Genomic DNA, 16,919 nt, shown 5'->3' on the forward strand with positions numbered 1-16,919 from the left:
TAAGTATTTAATAAGCCTTTTTATAAAGAGGAAAATCTTATGGAAAAAGAAATAACAATTGATAAGATAAAAGATTTTTTATATGATGGAATGACAATTGCTATTGGTGGTTTTATGGGGTGTGGAAATGCCCATAACATTATAGATGAAATTCTAAAAACAAATGTAAAAAATTTAACTTTAGTTGCAACAGATACAGCAAGAGATAATTTTGGCATTGGAAAATTAATTGATGATAAAAGAATAACAAAATTATTAGCATCTCATATTGGTACAAACAAAGAAACACAAAAACAAGTAAATGAAAGCTTTTTAGAAGTTGAATTAATACCCCAAGGGACACTAGCAGAAAGAATAAGATGTACAGCAGCTGGTCTTGGTGGAGCTTTGACTCAAACAGGTTTAAATACTGAAGTACAAATGGGAAAAGAGGTTATACATATTGATGGGAAAGATTATATTTTAGAAAAACCAATTCACATAGATATTGCATTTATATCTGCACATAAAGCTGACAGGGCTGGCAATCTTATCTATAAAGGTTCAACTAGAAATTTTAATGTTCCTATGGCTGGAGCTGCTAAAATCACTATTGTTGAAGTAGAAGAAATTGTTGAAACTGGAATCCTTGATCCAAATTTCATTCATACTCCATTTGTTTATGTAAATCACATCATAAAGGCATAATATGGAAGCTAAAGAAATTATTGCAAAAAGAGTTGCACAAGAATTTAATAATGGAGATTTTATTAATTTAGGAATAGGACTTCCAACACAAGCTGTTAATTTTATTCCAAAAGATATACATATAAATCTACATTCTGAAAATGGATTTGCAGGTATTTGGGACAGAGCAAATGAAAATAATATAGATAAAAATGTTGTAGATGCAGGAGGCTCTAATGTGATTTTAAGAGATGGTGGAATTTTTTTCGATTCTGTTACTTCTTTTGAAATAATTAGAGGTGGGCATATAGATATTACAGTTTTAGGAGCTTTGGAAGTTGATGAAGAAGGTAATTTAGCTAACTGGAAAATACCAGGGAAACTTTTACCGGGAATGGGTGGAGCGATGGACTTAGTTAATGGTTCAAAAAAAGTTATTATTTCTATGCTTCATACTGCAAAAGGAAATCCAAAAATATTGAAACAATGTACTTTACCTTTAACAGGAAAAGGTGTAGTTGATATGATTATTACTGAAATGGGTGTTTTTGAATTTATTAATAATGAATTAGTATTAATAGAATTAATGCAAGGTGTTACATTAAATGATATTAAAGAAGTAACTCCAGCATCATACAAAATTGCATCAAATCTAATAAAATAAAATTTAAAGGTTATTCATGATCAAAAATAAAGTTACTATAATAACAGGAGCAGCTTCAGGAATTGGACTTGATATTGCAACTACTTTTGCAAAAAATGGTGCAAAAGTAGTTCTATCAGATATAAATGAAGAAGCTTTAAATGAGGCAGTAAATAGTTTGCGAGAAAAAGGCTATGAAGCACTTGGAATAAAGTGCAATGTCTTAAAAGAAGATGAAATTAAAGATCTTATAAATATGACAGTTGAACACTACAAGACAATAGATATTTTTATATCAAATGCAGGTATTCAACATGTAAGTAATATTGAGGATTTTCCAACTGAAAAATATGAATTAATGCTAAAACTTATGCTTGTAGCACCTTTTATTGCTATAAAAGAGGTATTTCCTATCATGAAAAAACAAAAATGGGGAAGAATCATAAATATGGCTTCAATAAATGGACTTGTAGGATTTGCAGGTAAAGCTGGATATAACTCAGCTAAACATGGACTACTTGGATTAACTAAAGTTGCTGCATTAGAAGGTGCACTAGACAATATAACAGTTAATGCTTTATGCCCAGGATATGTAGATACTCCACTTGTGAGAAATCAAATTGCTGATTTAGCAAAAAATAGAGGTGTTAGTGAAGAAGAAGCCTTAGAAAAGGTTATTTTTTCTTTAGTTCCTCAAAAAAAGTTATTAACTACAGATGAAATTGCAGATTATGCAATGTTTATTGCAAGTGAAAGTGCAAAATCTATAACAGGACAAGCCTTAGTTATGGATGGTGGATATACAATTCAATAAGGAATAAAATGAAAGTTTATATTGTAGAGGCAAAAAGAAGTGCCATTGGAAAATATTTAGGATCATTGAAAAATATTGATCCTGGACATTTAGCGGGACAAGTAATAAAAGATTTAGTGAAAAATATTGATAATACTTTAATTGATGAAGTTATAGTTGGAAATATATTATCAGCAGGACATGCGCAAGGAGTTGGTCGTCAAGCTTCGATATATGGTGGACTTCCAAATTCTACTGTTGCTTATTCTTTAAATATGTTATGTGGTTCAGGAATGAAAGCTGTTATGAATGCTGCATCTGAAATAAAATCAGGGAACAAAAATCTAATTGTAGCAGGGGGAGTAGAGTCTATGTCAAAAGCTCCTTTTTTAATTTCATCGAAAGCAAGATTAGGAATAGGTTTAGGTGATTCTTTAATGGTCGATTCTATGATTAATGATGCATTAACTGATGCTTTCGGTAATTACCATATGGGAATTACAGCAGAGAATATTGCAGAGAAGTTCAATATCACTAGAGAAGCCCAAGACGAATATGCACTAAATTCTCAAAGAAAGGCCTTAATCGCCAATGAAAAGGGAAAGTTTATTGATGAAATAACTCCAATCACAATACAAGAAAGAAAAGAAGATATAGTTTTTAGTACGGATGAATTTATCAATAAAAATACATCTTTAGAGAAACTTACTAATTTGAGAGCTGCATTTAAAGATAAAGGAACAGTAACAGCTGGTAATTCATCTGGAATAAATGATGGTGCAAGTTTTACATTATTGGCCTCTGAAAAAGTTGTAAAAGAGTACAACCTTACCCCTTTAGCTGAAATAGTTGATTATGCAGAAGTTGGAATAGATCCATCAGTTATGGGACTAAGTCCTGCTTATGCTATTGAAAAACTTTTAAATAAGACAAATATTTCAATAAATGATATAGATGTAATAGAAATTAATGAAGCATTTGCAGCCCAATCTTTAGGAGTATTTGAACTTTTAAAAGATAAAATCAAGCTAACCAACCAAACCATACAAGAAAAAATAAATGTAAATGGAGGAGCTATTGCACTTGGTCATCCTGTTGGAGCGAGTGGTAATAGAATTATCGTTTCATTAGTCCATGAAATGCTAAAACAAAATTCAGAATATGGATTGGCTTCTCTTTGTATTGGTGGAGGATTAGGAACTGCTATTTTACTCAAAAAAGTAAAATAGTAAGACTTTTACAAGGAAAACTTTATGGGAAAAAAACTTCATAATGAATTAGATAAACAACTAGATTTTGAAGAAATTTTATTAGATTCATTACCAAATCCTATTTATTATAAAGATATAAATGGTGATTTCATAAGATGTAATTCTAGGTTTTCAAAACTTTTGGATACATCAAAAGAAAATATTATAGGAAAATCTGCTTATGATTTTTTTCCTATTTCTGTAGTTACAAGACATAAAATAATTGATGCAAATATAATGAAAACATTAAAATCAAATAAAGATGAAGTTCATTTTGTAAAAAAAAGTGGGGAAGTAAGATATTACAACCTAAGTAAAACTGTTTGTTTAAACCAAGAAGGTAATGTAGCAGGTATTATTTGCATAATGACAGATATCACTCAAAGAATCACAGAAAAAGAGTTCTTAATTCAACAAAGTAAATTTGCAGAAATGGGAGAAATGATAGCTTCAATTGCCCATCAATGGAATGAACCATTAGTTGAGTTATCTGCCCAAGTTCAAAGGTTTGAATTGCTCCATGCTATGAATAAGATTAATGAAAATATGATGCATGATTTTGTAAATGACACAATGGTTCAAATAAAATATATGTCAAATACACTTAGTGATTTTAGAAATTTTTTAAAACCATCAACTGTTAAAAAAAGTTTTGAAATAAAAAAAGCGATAAAAGAGATATTTGAGATAATTGGAAAACAAATTTTTTATTTAAACATTAATGTTAGTTTAGAATATAAAAATGTAAATGAAGAAATCTATATTTATGGTTATGAAAATGAATTGAAACAAGTTCTATTAAATATAATTAACAATGCAAAAAATAAAATAATTAAAATTGAAAATGAGAAAGTCTTTAATCCACTTATCAAAATAAAAGTTTACCAAAATGAAAGATTCAATATTATTGAAATCTCAGATAATGCAGGACCAATTCCTGAGGAAATTATAGGTCAACTATTTGAACCTTTCTTTACAACTAAAAGTGAAGGTACTGGACTTGGATTATATATGGCTAAACTCATTGTTGAAGATAAAATGTCTGGAAAAATTAGTGTGAAAAATGATGTTGATAATGTTATTTTTTCAATCAAAATACCAATAAAGAAAGAGTAGGCAAACTATGAAAATTTTTTTACTTGAAGATAATAAAACATTGAATGAAACTATAAAGTTGAAATTTGAGAAAAATGACCATAAGGTTTACGCTTTTTTAGATGGGAAAGATGCATATGAAAATATTACGGAAGGTTTTTCATGCTTTATTTTAGATATTAATGTACCAAATATTGATGGTATTAGAATATTACAAAAAATAAGAAAGTATTATGAAGAGGTTCCCATTATAATTATATCAGCAACTGTCGAATTTGAAATAATAAAAAATGCTTATGATTTTGGTTGTAACGATTACTTAAAAAAACCATTTTTTATTGATGAATTATTAATAAAAGTTAATAAATTATGCAAAATTTCTAAAAAAGAAATAACAATAGATAAAGATTGTACTTTTAATTTTAGCGATGGAGTAATCAAATTTAAAGATGAAAAAGTAATACTTACAAAAAAAGAAAACTTAATGATGAATCTTTTTTTAACGAATATAAATAAATTAGTAACTTATGAAAATATACAAAACTATGTGTGGGAAGGTGAATATGCATCTTTAGACGCAATAAGGACACTTATAAAAAGATTAAGAAGAAAACTTCCAAAGCAGTATATTTATGCTTCATCAAATAGTGGATACTTTTTCAACTCTGAAGAGGGATAACTCAAAAGAGTTACCTTTAATTATATAATCGAATATTTCTTTGTAAATAACCAATCATATCTTTATTTACAAAATCTATACTACTTTCTATTCTTCTTGTACTTTTTAATTTTATTAATGTACTTGTATATGTTTCTATTTTATTGGTTAATTTTCTATCATTTAATAATAGAATTATTTTTGCTGATGTTTTATTTATCTGTCTTAATTGTTCATCAACATTTTCATGACCCATTGATAAAATGTCTTCTGTTAATTTTGAAAATAGCTCTAGTTTAGTATTTCTAAGCCATTTATTTTGTTCTATTTTATTATTTATTTTTGTAGAAACAAAGGTATCAACCAATTTTGTGGCAACTGCCCCAACTAATGCACTTTTTGCTACTGAAGAAATTAATGTTAAATTTAGCATAATAATCCTTTCCAATTTCCTGATTATATGAACAATAAACTTAAATCTAAATTATAATGATAATAAGTATCATTAATATTATTTTAAGGTCACAATTAGTATCATTTTATAACAATAATCAAGGTTATAAAATGAAAAAAGTTAAAAAGATGTCTTTACTTCAGAAAAATATAAAAATACATGCTAATTTATGGAAAGTATATTACTCTGCACTTTTTGTAGCTGTTTCTTTTGTTATGATAAAAGAACTATTCAATGCTTGAAAAGAATGAAGCACACTTTAATAACTTATTAAAAAGATATAAACAGCACTTTCAAAATCTTAATTTAAAAAATACTATCCAAAAAGATTATGTTTTAAAAGCCCTCTACTACTCAGAAGGTCACTTAACCGCAGAAAATATAAATCAAGAACTTAAAATTCAGTATAATGTAAATATTTCTATTGCAACTGTATACAAAATTTTAAAATTATTTGAAGAACTTAAAATAATAAAATGCCTAAATATACTTGAAAAAGCAAACTACTATGAACTTGACTATTCAAACCACCATGATCATCTTATTTGTAATTCATGTCACACTATAATCGAATTTGAAGATGAAATTATGGAACAAAAACAATTAGAAATAGCAAAAACAAATAACTTTCTTCTAAAAGACCATGTAGTAACAATATATGGTTTATGTCAGACCTGTCAAAAATAAACTAAAATACTTTTTTTGATAATGATTACAAATTTACAATAAGATATTATTAAGATTATATATATAATAATCATTAAAAGGAATAAAATTGATTACTACAGAAGAAATTATAAATATAGCAAAATTTTTTACAATAATTGCACATACTCCAGGAAGATTGAGAGTAAGAGTCAATCCTAAAATAAAGGATTCTGCTGGAAATATTTCTATTGAAGATATTCAGACCCTTCCAGAAAAAATATCTGGGATAGAACACATTAAGATAAATAAAATTATTGCTTCAGTTACAATTAAATATGACCCAAAAGTATTTAAGCCAAAAACATGGGAAGATTTAATAAATCAAGAGAATATAGATGAAATAACTGATTTAATAAATAATTTAGCAAAGGAGGTTATTTAATTGGAGACAAATATAGATGAACAACTTTTATTAAGTGCTAGAGTTGATATAAATAGTCAAATACCTATTACAACTCAAATACTTAGAATTGCTGTATATGATGAATATAAAGCTTATGAAACATACACAAAAATAATCGAAAAATTTGGTTTAGTGCAACCATTTGTAAATATCAAAGAAGCAGAAGCAATACATTATGGTGCCTTGATTAAACTAATGGAAAAATATGCAGTTGAAGTGCCTATTAATGATTGGTACGAAAAGATTGAAATCCCAAATACTATTATTGAGTGTTGTGAGATGGGAGTTGCAGCAGAGATTAATAATATAGCAATGTACAATAATCTATTAAGTCATGTAACTCAAGATGATATAAAAAATGTACTTTATCAATTACAAGCAGCATCTTTTAATAATCATTTACCAGCTTTTAGAAATGCTGTACTTATGCATTATACAAGCAATACAAATGCAAATGTAAATCAAGAAAATATGATGGAAAAACTTGGCGAATATCAAGTTTTACTTGATGATATTATGTCAGGAAATATTGATGAAAGTTCGATTACAAAAATATTTTCAAAACTTAATTTATCTATGACAAGTGGTGCTATTTTTGGTGGTGCAATCATTGCACTTATGAATAATTATATTTCAAAAAATCAAAATGAGGAGTAGAAAATGCCATTACCATTCTTAATCGGGGTAGCCGTAGGAGCAGGTGCTGTACTTGCTTATAACAAATCAGATAAAGTAAAAACTAAAACAGATGAAATAGTTGGTAAATCAAAAGAATTTGCAAATGAAACAATAAGTAAAACTAAAAAAAATGTTAGTGACTTAAAAGATAACTTATGCAAAAAAAAAGAGACAAAAGAAGTTAAAGAAGAAATAGACAAGGAAGAAAAATGAAAGAGATCGTTATAAATACTGGAGCTCAAAGAAATGTCCTAGGACATGTAATTAGTGGAGCTATTGCATCTGCTGTAATTAGCGGAGCTATCAATTATAAAAAAGTAAAATCAAATGAATTAGAAAAAAAAGCTGCAATTAAAGATACTATTAAAAAGACTTCACAAGGAGCAATTGCAACTGGTGCTGCTATTGCTACTGCTAATTATTTAGGTGAAAAAGGTGGATTATTGAAAGCTGTTACTGCTCTTTCTGTTGGAGCTATGGGAATCTATGCCCTAGAAGTTATTGAAGAACAACTTGATAAAAAATATCTAACAAACGAAAACTGTCTTTTGGAAGAGGAAATCAATGAATAATCAATACGATATAAATATAGAAAGTAGCAGACCAAGTGATATAAAAACAACTGCTAACATAAATCAAAATCCATATATAAATCAAAATGCAAATCTTATGAATAATCCACAACAACAGAATATTGAACAATCACAAAACGGATTTAATACAGGAGATTTTGTAAAAGGAGCATTAATTGGTGCAGCAGTTACATACCTACTTACAAATAAAAATGCCCAAGAAAAAGCTATGCAAGTCTTTGGAAAAGGGAGTGAACTTTTTCAAGCAGGAGTTGAAGAGTTAAAAGAAAAATATGAAGACATGAAAGCTCAAATGCAAGCGAATAATGAATAAACCTATGAATAAATTTATTAAAGTACACCAAACCTCTTCAAGACTTAGATATAAATATTTCTTGTTAAAAGAAAAATTTTTAGATGAAGATATCTTAAAAAATTATCTTAAAAAAATTAATCATGTTGAAACTGTACGAATAAATAAAAAAGCTCTTTCTATTATTTTTGAAATAAGTAAAGACATTACAAATGAAATTGAAGCTATTTTAAGAGAATTAACACTTGATGAACTCTTAAGTAATTGCCAAAATGAAGCTGTTTGTGTATCTTGCGTAAGTGATAAAGAACCCTCAATTAAAGGTATGGTAAGAGCTTCAAGTGCACTTATTTCTGAAAGATTTATTAGCAATGATTTATTAAAAGCTGGAGTAACTACAAGTGCATCTATTCCACTTTTAATTGATGGTTCAAAAGAGCTTTTAGAAGAAGGTTTAACTTCAAAGGTTTTAGAAAGTGCAGCTGTTGCCATCTCAATTTATAGAAAAGATTATCTTGCTGCAAACTCTACAAATATGATGTTAGAACTTGGTGAATATATTGAAGAGACGACTGTTCATAAAAGTGATGATTTATTAAAAGAGTTAGCAAAACCAAATGTAGAAGAAGCTTGGGTTGAAAAAATAGTTGATAACAAGGTTACTGAAGTTTTAATAAAAAGTAATGAAGTGAAAGTTGGAGATATCGTAGTTGTTGGTATTGGAAATACAATACCAGTTGATGGACACATTTTAGAAGGAACAGGTAGTGTAAATCAAGTATCTATGACAGGAGAAGCTGAACCAATCGTAAGATATAGAGGGGATAGAGTTATCTCTGGAACTATTGTTGAAGAGGGAAGATTTAGAATCTGGGCTGAACATGTAGGTTCAGATACAGCAACTCAAAGAATTAAACACTATATTGAAAATTCACTAAATGAAAAATCATCAGTTCAATTAAAAGCAAATAAACTAGCAAATAAACTAGTTCCTGTAACACTTGGGCTTGCTGGAGTTTCTTATATTTTTGCAAGGGATTTTGAAAGAGTAGCTTCTATTTTACAAGCAGATTACTCTTGTGCTTTAAAACTAGCAACTCCAGTTGCTTTTAAATCAACTATTTCAAAAGCTGGACATAATGGAATTATGATAAAAGGTGCAAAATCTATTGAAGCACTTAGTAATGCAGATACTTTTGTATTTGACAAAACTGGTACTTTAACTTGCGGAGAATTAGAAGTAATCTCTGTAGAATCCTATAGTGATGATTGGACAGAAGAGGAAGTTTTAAATTTAACAGCTTCAACTGAAGAACACTATTTCCATCCAGTAGCAGAAGCTGTTGTAAAAGCAGCAAAAGAGAGAGGTTTTGTTCATATGCACCATGAAGAAGTTGAATTTATTGTTGCACATGGGGTAAAAACAGAAGTAAAAGGAAAAGCTGTAGTAATTGGAAGTAGACACTTTGTGGAAGATGATGAAAAAATAGATTTCAAAGAACATAAAGATAAGATAAACAATTCACTAAAAGATGGGAAGACATTACTATATATAGGATACGATGGAAAGCTTTTAGGAACTATTGGACTTTCTGATGAATTGAGAGAAAATACAAAAGAATCTATTAGTAAACTAAAAAAACTAGGTGTAAAAAATATCATAATGCTAACGGGTGATACAAAAGAAAAAGCAAAATTAATTGCAGATGAAATTGGAATAGAAGAAGTAAGAGCAGAACTACTTCCTCAAGATAAAGCAAAAATTGTAAAAGAACTTATGGCTGAAGGCAAAAAAGTTGCTTTCATTGGTGATGGAATAAACGATGCACCTGCATTAATATCTGCCCATGTTGGAATATCTATGAGTAGAGGTGCAGATATTGCAAAAGCAACGGCTGATATTAGTCTATTAAAAGATGATATTGCTGCAGTTGTTGAAGCAAAAGAATATGCTAATAAAACAATGAATCTGATTAATAACAATTTCAATGCAACTGTTGGAATCAACTCTTGCATACTAGCAGGTGCTACATTTGGTCTATTTTCTCCAATTGTGACAGCTGTTTTACATAATGGTACAACCATTGGATTATTGCTTAATTCAATAAGGGGTGTAAAATAGTAGTATATTGATAATAGTTATTAGTTTTATTTAAGTTTTTTTAGATAAAATATTGATAATTATTATCAAAAGGATTAATATGCCATTTTTACTACCACTTGCAACAGCTTTAACAGCAATTTTAACGGTAAAAACTGTAAATAAAACTGCAAAAGTTCTAGATAAAAGGAAAAAAAGAAATGAAAGAAATGCCAATTGATTTAGAGATTCAAAAAGAAGCTGCAAAGATTGGAATGACAGCAACTTTAGGAGCAACAGTAGTAACTTCTATGTTTATGAAAAATAAAGTTGCAAAAAAAGTTCATGTAGTAGCTGGCGTTGCTTTTTGCGGATTTGCATTGTGGCATCACATGCTATATCAACCAAAAAATAAAATTAAAAAATCTAATACACTAAAAGAAAGCTAAGGGCATTAGTACCCCCTTAACTTTTCTTATTTCTTTGTTTTAAAAATTTTCTTATTTGTTAAACCAACCTCTTCTTTTAAAATTTGTATTTTTTTCAATAACTTTTCTATATTTACTTTTTTATTATTCATCTTAACTCCTAAATAAAATCATCTTTTATGTAAGATACCCATTTTGAAACTCTTTGATTAGTCAAATCATCTTGTGTATCTTCATCCAAAGCCAAACCTACAAATTTATTATCAACAAAAGCTTTTGAGTCATCAAACTCATAGGATTCATCTCTTTCCCATTCCCCTACCACATTTGCACCCATACTTTTTAGTTGTTCATAAACAATACCCATAGCATCTAAATATGTATCTGGATATCCATCTTGATCTCCTAATCCAAACAAAGCTACTTTTTTTGATGAAAAATCTACTTCTTTTAATTGTTCAAAATTATCATCCCAGTCATCTTGTAAATCACCATCACCCCAAGTTGATATTCCAAATATTACATTTTCATACTCATTAATTTTTGATAGACTTACATCTGCAATATCATGAATTGAATCTATTGATAATTCTTTTCCTATTAATTCTGCTATATTTGAAGTATTTCCCGTACTACTTGCATAAAATATTGCTGTTTTCACTACAACTCCTTTTTTTAATAATGTCATTTAATGAATAAGGTATCAATTTCACCATATATTCACTACAAGATTCTTCAAGTAATGGTATTTTTACTTGAATATGTTTATTGAAATTTCTATTTTTTGGATATACAAAATATACATATTTATATTCGCTGTTAAGTACTATATCGCAAGCAATTTTCACTTCATTTTTTATTGATAAATTTTCTTTATTCATATTTGTGCATAAAGGAATAACTTTTATGGATGGATGGTTTGATAAAACGATATCAATACAATCTTCATACTTTTCCACAAATCTATTTTTTGTATTTCTTGCTATTTTTTTATATACATAATTAAAAAAATTTTCATTTGTATTTTTATTATCATGTATTGAATTTATTAAATTAGTACATTCATTAAAACTCATTTTTATCCTTTATATTGATAATCAATATCAAGTATTATAAATAAAAGAAACTTAATTTTTTCTTATTATGATAATTATTATCAAAATAAACATTTTATTATACTTTTTTTGTGTATAGCAATTAAGCAAATTTCTATTTCAATTTAGATATAAATAGGCAATTAAATTAATAAAAATTACTATGATTAAAATTCGGAGAAATTATGAATTTACATGAGTATCAAGCAAAAAACTTATATAGAAAATACGACATTCCTACTACAAAAGGCAAACTTTTAACTCACCCTTCTCAACTAGATGATATCTTAAGAAGTGTTGGAAAAAACAAATGGGTAATCAAAGCTCAAGTTCATGCAGGTGGAAGAGGTAAAGTGGGTGGAGTTGTTTTAGTTAATTCTAAAAAAGAAGCCAATGAAGAAGTAAGAAGATTATTGGGAAGTACTCTAATAACGCACCAAACAAGTGCACAAGGACAACCTGTAAATTCTATTTACATAGAAGAACCTTGTGATATAAAAGATGAAATATACCTAGCCTTTATTGTTGATAGAACATCTCAGAGAATTATGATAATTACTTCTAGTGAAGGTGGTATGGATATTGAAGAAGTGGCGGAGCGATTTCCTGAAAAAATCCTAAGAAATCCAATAAATCCGATTGTTGGAATCATGCCAGCTCAATGTAGACAAATCTGTGAAGACTTAGGTTTTGACAAAGACCTTAGTGCTCAAATGATAGATTTAATGAAAAATATATATAAAATGTTTGTACAAAAAGATTTATCACTAGTAGAGATAAATCCTTTAGTTGTAACAAAAAATAATAAACTTATCTGTTTAGATGGAAAAGTTGTAGTTGATAATTCAGCACTTTATAGACAACCAAAAATGAATGAGATAAGAGATGATTCACAAGAAGATGAAAGAGAACTAAAAGCTGAAAAATTAGATTTAAATTATGTAAGTTTAGATGGAAATATTGCTTGTATGGTAAATGGTGCAGGTTTAGCAATGGCAACTATGGATTTAATAAAAACTCATGGGGGAGAACCAGCAAACTTCCTTGATGTAGGGGGAAGTGTAAATGAAAAAAGAGTTATTGAAGCTTTTGAAATTATTCTTTCTGATACAAAAGTAAATGGTATTTTAGTAAATATTTTTGGTGGAATTGTAAGATGTGATATTATTGCTGCTGGTATTATTGGAGCTGCCCAAAAGATGAATATAAATATTCCAATTGTAGTAAGACTTGAAGGAACAAATGCAAAAGAGGGACTTGAGTTGATAAAAAATTCAACTGTAACAGTTTATGAAGAGGCTGATTTAGATAAGGCCGCTTTAAAAATCATTGAGCTTTCAAATAAAGGAGTTAAATAATGGCTATTTTAATTGATAAAAATACAAAAGTATTAGTTCAAGGTTTAACAGGAGCACAAGCTAGTTTTCATACTCAAAGAGCCATAGCATATGGTACAAATGTAGTTTCAGGAGTAGTTCCAGGTAAAAGAGGTCAAAGACATTTTGACTTACCTATTTACAACACAGTTGAATGTGCTAAAAGATTAACAGGAGCAAATGCTTCAATTATATATGTTCCAGCACCTTTTTGTAAAGATGCTATTATAGAAGCAAGTGAAAATGGAATAGAGACTATTGTTTGTATCACAGAAGGAATCCCTACAATTGATATGCTAGATATAAAAGCAGTAGTTGATTTAAATGGTTCAAGACTTATAGGTCCAAATTGTCCAGGAATAATAACTCCCAATCAATGTAAAATGGGAATCATGCCAGAAAATATCCACATGGCTGGAAGTGTTGGAATTGTTTCTCGTTCTGGAACACTAACCTATGAAGCTGTAAATCAATCAACCCTAGCAGGATTTGGACAAAGTACTTGTGTAGGTATTGGTGGAGATCCCGTTCCAGGAAGTGATTTTATAGATATTTTAAAAATGTTCGAAGAAGACCCTGATACAAAAGCAATCGTAATGATTGGAGAAATTGGTGGAGCAAAAGAAGAAGCTGCTGCTGAATACATCAAATATAATATTACTAAACCTGTTGTTTCTTATATCGCAGGAGTAACAGCTCCAAAAGGCAAAAGAATGGGACATGCAGGTGCAATTATTGATGGAGGAAAAGGAACAGCTGAAGAGAAATACTTAGCCCTAGAGAGAGCAGGAGTAACAACAGTTAGAACAATTACTGCCATTGGTGCTGCTTTAAAAGAAGTTCATCCTAAATAATAGTGAGTATTAAATGAAATTAACACAAGAACAAATAGAACAATTTCACAAAGATGGTTTTATACTTATCAAGGATTTTGCACCACATGATTTATGTGAAAAAATCTTAGAAAAAGCAAATTATCATTTAAAAAATAAAATTAAACCAATAGAGACAGAATCTGAATACTTAGAAGCAAATGATGAGACAAATACAGTAAGACGATTAAGACAAGTTTACCAAAGAGAAGATGTTTTTAAAGAATGGATGACATATGAAGAGACTCTTCCAATGCTTCAACAACTATTTGGTGAAGAGGTAGTTTTAACCTTAGCTCACCATAACTCTATAATGACAAAGATGCCAAAGGATTCATCAAGAACATCTTGGCATCAAGATAGAAGATATTGGCACTTTGATAATAATGATTTGATTTCTATTTGGCTTAGTCTTGATGATGAGTTTATAGAAAATGGTCTTTTAGAATTTGTTCCAGGAAGTCATAAACTAAATCTTGAAAAAGATCAATTTGATGAAAAATCAAACTTCCTAGATGAACACCCTAAAAATATAGAGATAATCAAAAACAGAGTTCATACAAACCTAAAAAGAGGGGATATAGTTCTGTTTCATTGTAAAACTTTGCACCATGCAGGCAAAAACATAACAGATAAACCAAAAATCTCTTTTGTTTATACAACAAGAGCTATTAGTAACAAACCTCTAAAAAACACAAGAAGTGATGTATCAGAGGTATTGCTTGGATAACTTAATAACACTTTTAGAAGAGAAAACATCTTTTTCTAAAAGTGTTATCAAAAATATCTTACAACTTCTTGATGATGGGTGTACTATTCCTTTTATTGCAAGATATAGAAAAGAACAAACTTCAAATGCAAGTGATGAAGAGCTAAGAGTTTTTGAAGAGATTTATAATTATTCACTAAAACTTTTAAAAAGAAAAGAGGAGATATTAAATCTTTTACAAGAAAAAAACTTCTTAGATGATAAAATCAAAGCAAATATAAATTCTGCCACAACACTTCAAGCACTAGAAGATATTTACACACCCTTTAAAGACAAAAAATCATCTAGAACTACAATTGCCATACAAAATGGTTTAGAACCTCTAGCAAACTTTATACAGTGTTTAAAATACAGTAAAAAAGAGTGCCAAGAAAAAGCCAAATCTTTTTTAAATAAAGAAGTTACAAGTGTAGATGAAGCACTAAAAGGTGCAAGTGATATTATCGCCCAAAGATATGCAGATGATTTTAAATCAAAAGAAGTAGTTAGAAATAGTATTTTAAACTACGGAACAATACAAACTAAGCCCACAAAAACATTTGATAAAAATGGCCTTTATAAAAACTTATCAGAAGTAAATGAAAAAATAAAATATATAAAATCATATAGATTTTTAGCCATAAATAGAGCAACAAATGAAAAAGAACTAACTTTTAAAATTGAAGTTGATGAAGATTTTATTTGTGAAAATATAAAAAAATACAAAATCCCAACTTGGGCAAATAGTTCAAGTGAGCTTGTATTTGATGCCTATAAAGATGGACTAAAAAGACTTCTACTTCCTAGTTTAAAAAGAGAAGCTATAACAATCTTAAAAGAAAAAGCTTCATATGAAGCCATAAATCTTTTTGGAAAAAACCTAAAAGAACTACTTCTAACTCCACCCCTAGTTAATCAGACTATTTTAGGACTAGACCCTGGATTTAGAACTGGTTGTAAAGTGGCAGTTATAAGTGATGATGGACTTTTTTTAGATAGTGCAGTTATTTATCCAACAAAACCAAAAGAAGACTTTACTAACTCTGCTAAAACTCTGTTGGCTTTGATAAAAAAACACAAGGTAAACTCAATAGCCATAGGAAATGGAACAGCTTCAAATGAAACTGCCTCTTTTGTATCAAACTTTATAAAAGAAAACTCTTTAGATGTAAAATTTGCAGTTGTAAGTGAAATAGGGGCAAGTGTTTATTCTGCTTCAAAAATAGCCAATGAAGAGTATCCCAACCTTGATGTTACAATTAGAGGTGCCATTTCAATAGCTTCAAGGCTTCGTGATCCAATGGCAGCTTTGGTTAAAATAGACCCAAAATCACTTGGTATTGGACAATACCAACACGATGTAAATCAAAAAGATTTAGCTTCAAAACTAGAAAATGTAACAATAGACTTAGTAAATAAAGTAGGAGTTGACATAAACTCTGCTTCATATAAGCTTTTATCTTTTGTATCAGGTTTTAGTGAAACTATGGCAAAAAACATTATAGCCCATAGAGAAAAAATCAAAAAATTTAAATCAAAAAAAGAACTACTTGATGTAAAAGGTATAGGTTCAAAAGCTTATGAACAAGGGGTGGGATTTTTAAGAATAAAAGATGGAAGTTCTATTTTGGATAATACTGCAATTCACCCAGAAAATTATGCTTTAGTAAATACCTTACAAAAAAAATATAAAATAGAAGATATAAAAACAAGTGATATTGAAAATATAACAAAAGAGCTAAACACTTCAAAACTTCTTTTAGAAGATATTATAAATGAGTTACAAAAACCAGGATTTGATGTAAGAAGCGAATTTGATGAAATAGAGTTTTCAGATGATATCAAAACAATAGAAGACTTAAAAGAGGGATTTTTTGTCTCTGGAATCGTACGAAATATCACAGACTTCGGAGCTTTTGTAGATATAGGTCTAAAAAATGATGGAATGATACACATCTCACAAATGAGCGAAAAAAGAATCTCACACCCTAGTGAAATACTTAGCATAAACCAACAACTAAAAAAGATAAAAATCATATCAATAGATTTAGAAAAAAATAAAGTAGGACTTAGTTTAAAATAAATACT

The 16,919-nt window shown here is 28.8% G+C and carries 22 protein-coding genes; 19 read left to right on the plus strand and 3 right to left on the minus strand.

Features of this window, described 5'->3' with window-relative positions:
- Positions 1 to 39 precede the first annotated feature (39 nt).
- From ACNI3D_RS14215 to ACNI3D_RS14240, 6 genes are read left to right on the plus strand one after another with little or no spacing between them, the layout of a single operon-like run.
- Positions 40 to 687: a CoA transferase subunit A gene (locus ACNI3D_RS14215; protein WP_419767464.1), complete on the plus strand. Its 648-nt coding sequence runs from the start codon at positions 40 to 42 to the stop codon at positions 685 to 687.
- 1 nt (position 688) lies between these two features.
- On the plus strand, positions 689 to 1,330 hold the full coding sequence (locus ACNI3D_RS14220) for a 3-oxoacid CoA-transferase subunit B (protein ID WP_419767465.1): 642 nt from the start codon (positions 689 to 691) through the stop codon (positions 1,328 to 1,330).
- Between the two features lie 16 nt (positions 1,331 to 1,346).
- Positions 1,347 to 2,123: a 3-hydroxybutyrate dehydrogenase gene (locus ACNI3D_RS14225; RefSeq protein WP_419767466.1), complete on the plus strand. Its 777-nt coding sequence runs from the start codon at positions 1,347 to 1,349 to the stop codon at positions 2,121 to 2,123.
- A gap of 8 nt (positions 2,124 to 2,131) precedes the next feature.
- Entirely contained in the window at positions 2,132 to 3,331 is a 1,200-nt protein-coding gene (locus ACNI3D_RS14230; protein ID WP_419767467.1) for a thiolase family protein, read from the plus strand.
- A 24-nt stretch (positions 3,332 to 3,355) separates the two neighbouring features.
- The gene (locus ACNI3D_RS14235; RefSeq protein WP_419767468.1) at positions 3,356 to 4,468 is read left to right on the plus strand and encodes a PAS domain-containing sensor histidine kinase; all 1,113 of its coding nucleotides are present in this window, start codon (positions 3,356 to 3,358) and stop codon (positions 4,466 to 4,468) included.
- 7 nt (positions 4,469 to 4,475) lie between these two features.
- Positions 4,476 to 5,126, plus strand: coding sequence for a response regulator transcription factor (locus tag ACNI3D_RS14240; protein ID WP_129099652.1), 651 nt, complete (start codon positions 4,476 to 4,478; stop codon positions 5,124 to 5,126).
- A gap of 16 nt (positions 5,127 to 5,142) precedes the next feature.
- Here ACNI3D_RS14240 and ACNI3D_RS14245 read toward each other — a convergent pair whose 3' ends face one another.
- Positions 5,143 to 5,538 carry a hypothetical protein gene (locus ACNI3D_RS14245; protein ID WP_419767469.1) on the minus strand — a complete coding sequence of 132 codons (396 nt, stop codon included), beginning with the start codon at positions 5,536 to 5,538 and terminating at the stop codon, positions 5,143 to 5,145.
- 131 nt (positions 5,539 to 5,669) lie between these two features.
- Here ACNI3D_RS14245 and ACNI3D_RS14250 point away from each other — a divergent pair, with 131 nt between their 5' ends.
- The 9 genes from ACNI3D_RS14250 (at position 5,670) to ACNI3D_RS14290 (ending at position 10,762) form a co-directional block, all read left to right on the plus strand.
- Positions 5,670 to 5,801, plus strand: coding sequence for a hypothetical protein (locus ACNI3D_RS14250; protein WP_419767470.1), 132 nt, complete (start codon positions 5,670 to 5,672; stop codon positions 5,799 to 5,801).
- Positions 5,794 to 6,246: a Fur family transcriptional regulator gene (locus ACNI3D_RS14255; RefSeq protein ID WP_419767471.1), complete on the plus strand. Its 453-nt coding sequence runs from the start codon at positions 5,794 to 5,796 to the stop codon at positions 6,244 to 6,246. Before ACNI3D_RS14250 ends, ACNI3D_RS14255 begins: the two co-directional genes overlap by 8 nt.
- Before the next feature lie 88 nt (positions 6,247 to 6,334).
- Positions 6,335 to 6,649 carry an HMA2 domain-containing protein gene (locus ACNI3D_RS14260; RefSeq protein ID WP_129099649.1) on the plus strand — a complete coding sequence of 105 codons (315 nt, stop codon included), beginning with the start codon at positions 6,335 to 6,337 and terminating at the stop codon, positions 6,647 to 6,649.
- The gene (locus tag ACNI3D_RS14265) at positions 6,650 to 7,327 is read left to right on the plus strand and encodes a ferritin-like domain-containing protein (RefSeq protein ID WP_419767472.1); all 678 of its coding nucleotides are present in this window, start codon (positions 6,650 to 6,652) and stop codon (positions 7,325 to 7,327) included. It begins immediately after the preceding gene.
- A gap of 3 nt (positions 7,328 to 7,330) precedes the next feature.
- Positions 7,331 to 7,561, plus strand: coding sequence for a hypothetical protein (locus tag ACNI3D_RS14270; protein WP_419767473.1), 231 nt, complete (start codon positions 7,331 to 7,333; stop codon positions 7,559 to 7,561).
- Complete coding sequence (locus tag ACNI3D_RS14275; protein WP_129099646.1) at positions 7,558 to 7,920, plus strand: magnetosome protein MamC family protein; 363 nt, start codon at positions 7,558 to 7,560, stop codon at positions 7,918 to 7,920. Before ACNI3D_RS14270 ends, ACNI3D_RS14275 begins: the two co-directional genes overlap by 4 nt.
- Positions 7,913 to 8,254, plus strand: coding sequence for a YtxH domain-containing protein (locus ACNI3D_RS14280; RefSeq protein ID WP_419767474.1), 342 nt, complete (start codon positions 7,913 to 7,915; stop codon positions 8,252 to 8,254). The genes ACNI3D_RS14275 and ACNI3D_RS14280 overlap by 8 nt, the downstream gene beginning before the upstream one ends.
- 4 nt (positions 8,255 to 8,258) lie before the next feature.
- Complete coding sequence (locus tag ACNI3D_RS14285) at positions 8,259 to 10,355, plus strand: heavy metal translocating P-type ATPase (protein WP_419767475.1); 2,097 nt, start codon at positions 8,259 to 8,261, stop codon at positions 10,353 to 10,355.
- A 179-nt stretch (positions 10,356 to 10,534) separates the two neighbouring features.
- Positions 10,535 to 10,762 carry a hypothetical protein gene (locus tag ACNI3D_RS14290; RefSeq protein ID WP_258238610.1) on the plus strand — a complete coding sequence of 76 codons (228 nt, stop codon included), beginning with the start codon at positions 10,535 to 10,537 and terminating at the stop codon, positions 10,760 to 10,762.
- Positions 10,763 to 10,901: 139 nt separating this feature from the next.
- On the opposite strand, the gene ACNI3D_RS14295 is transcribed toward ACNI3D_RS14290, so the two are convergent.
- Positions 10,902 to 11,402 (minus strand): flavodoxin, encoded by a 501-nt coding sequence (locus tag ACNI3D_RS14295; RefSeq protein ID WP_129099643.1) that lies wholly within the window; start codon positions 11,400 to 11,402, stop codon positions 10,902 to 10,904.
- Positions 11,374 to 11,817: a hypothetical protein gene (locus tag ACNI3D_RS14300; RefSeq protein ID WP_129099642.1), complete on the minus strand. Its 444-nt coding sequence runs from the start codon at positions 11,815 to 11,817 to the stop codon at positions 11,374 to 11,376. Before ACNI3D_RS14300 ends, ACNI3D_RS14295 begins: the two co-directional genes overlap by 29 nt.
- 203 nt (positions 11,818 to 12,020) lie before the next feature.
- Between ACNI3D_RS14300 and sucC the strand changes: the two genes are divergently transcribed.
- From sucC to ACNI3D_RS14320, 4 genes are read left to right on the plus strand one after another with little or no spacing between them, the layout of a single operon-like run.
- Entirely contained in the window at positions 12,021 to 13,193 is a 1,173-nt protein-coding gene (gene sucC / locus ACNI3D_RS14305) for an ADP-forming succinate--CoA ligase subunit beta (protein ID WP_129099641.1), read from the plus strand.
- Entirely contained in the window at positions 13,193 to 14,065 is an 873-nt protein-coding gene (gene sucD, locus ACNI3D_RS14310; protein ID WP_129099640.1) for a succinate--CoA ligase subunit alpha, read from the plus strand. Before sucC ends, sucD begins: the two co-directional genes overlap by 1 nt.
- A gap of 13 nt (positions 14,066 to 14,078) precedes the next feature.
- Positions 14,079 to 14,813, plus strand: coding sequence for a phytanoyl-CoA dioxygenase family protein (locus tag ACNI3D_RS14315; protein ID WP_419767476.1), 735 nt, complete (start codon positions 14,079 to 14,081; stop codon positions 14,811 to 14,813).
- A complete protein-coding gene (locus tag ACNI3D_RS14320) occupies positions 14,806 to 16,914 on the plus strand; it encodes a helix-hairpin-helix domain-containing protein (protein ID WP_419767477.1) in 2,109 nt (702 codons plus the stop codon). Before ACNI3D_RS14315 ends, ACNI3D_RS14320 begins: the two co-directional genes overlap by 8 nt.
- The last annotated feature ends 5 nt before the right edge of the window (positions 16,915 to 16,919 follow it).

This window comes from Arcobacter siniprincipis (SeqCode), assembly GCF_048571125.1.
Taxonomy (GTDB): domain Bacteria; phylum Campylobacterota; class Campylobacteria; order Campylobacterales; family Arcobacteraceae; genus Arcobacter; species Arcobacter siniprincipis.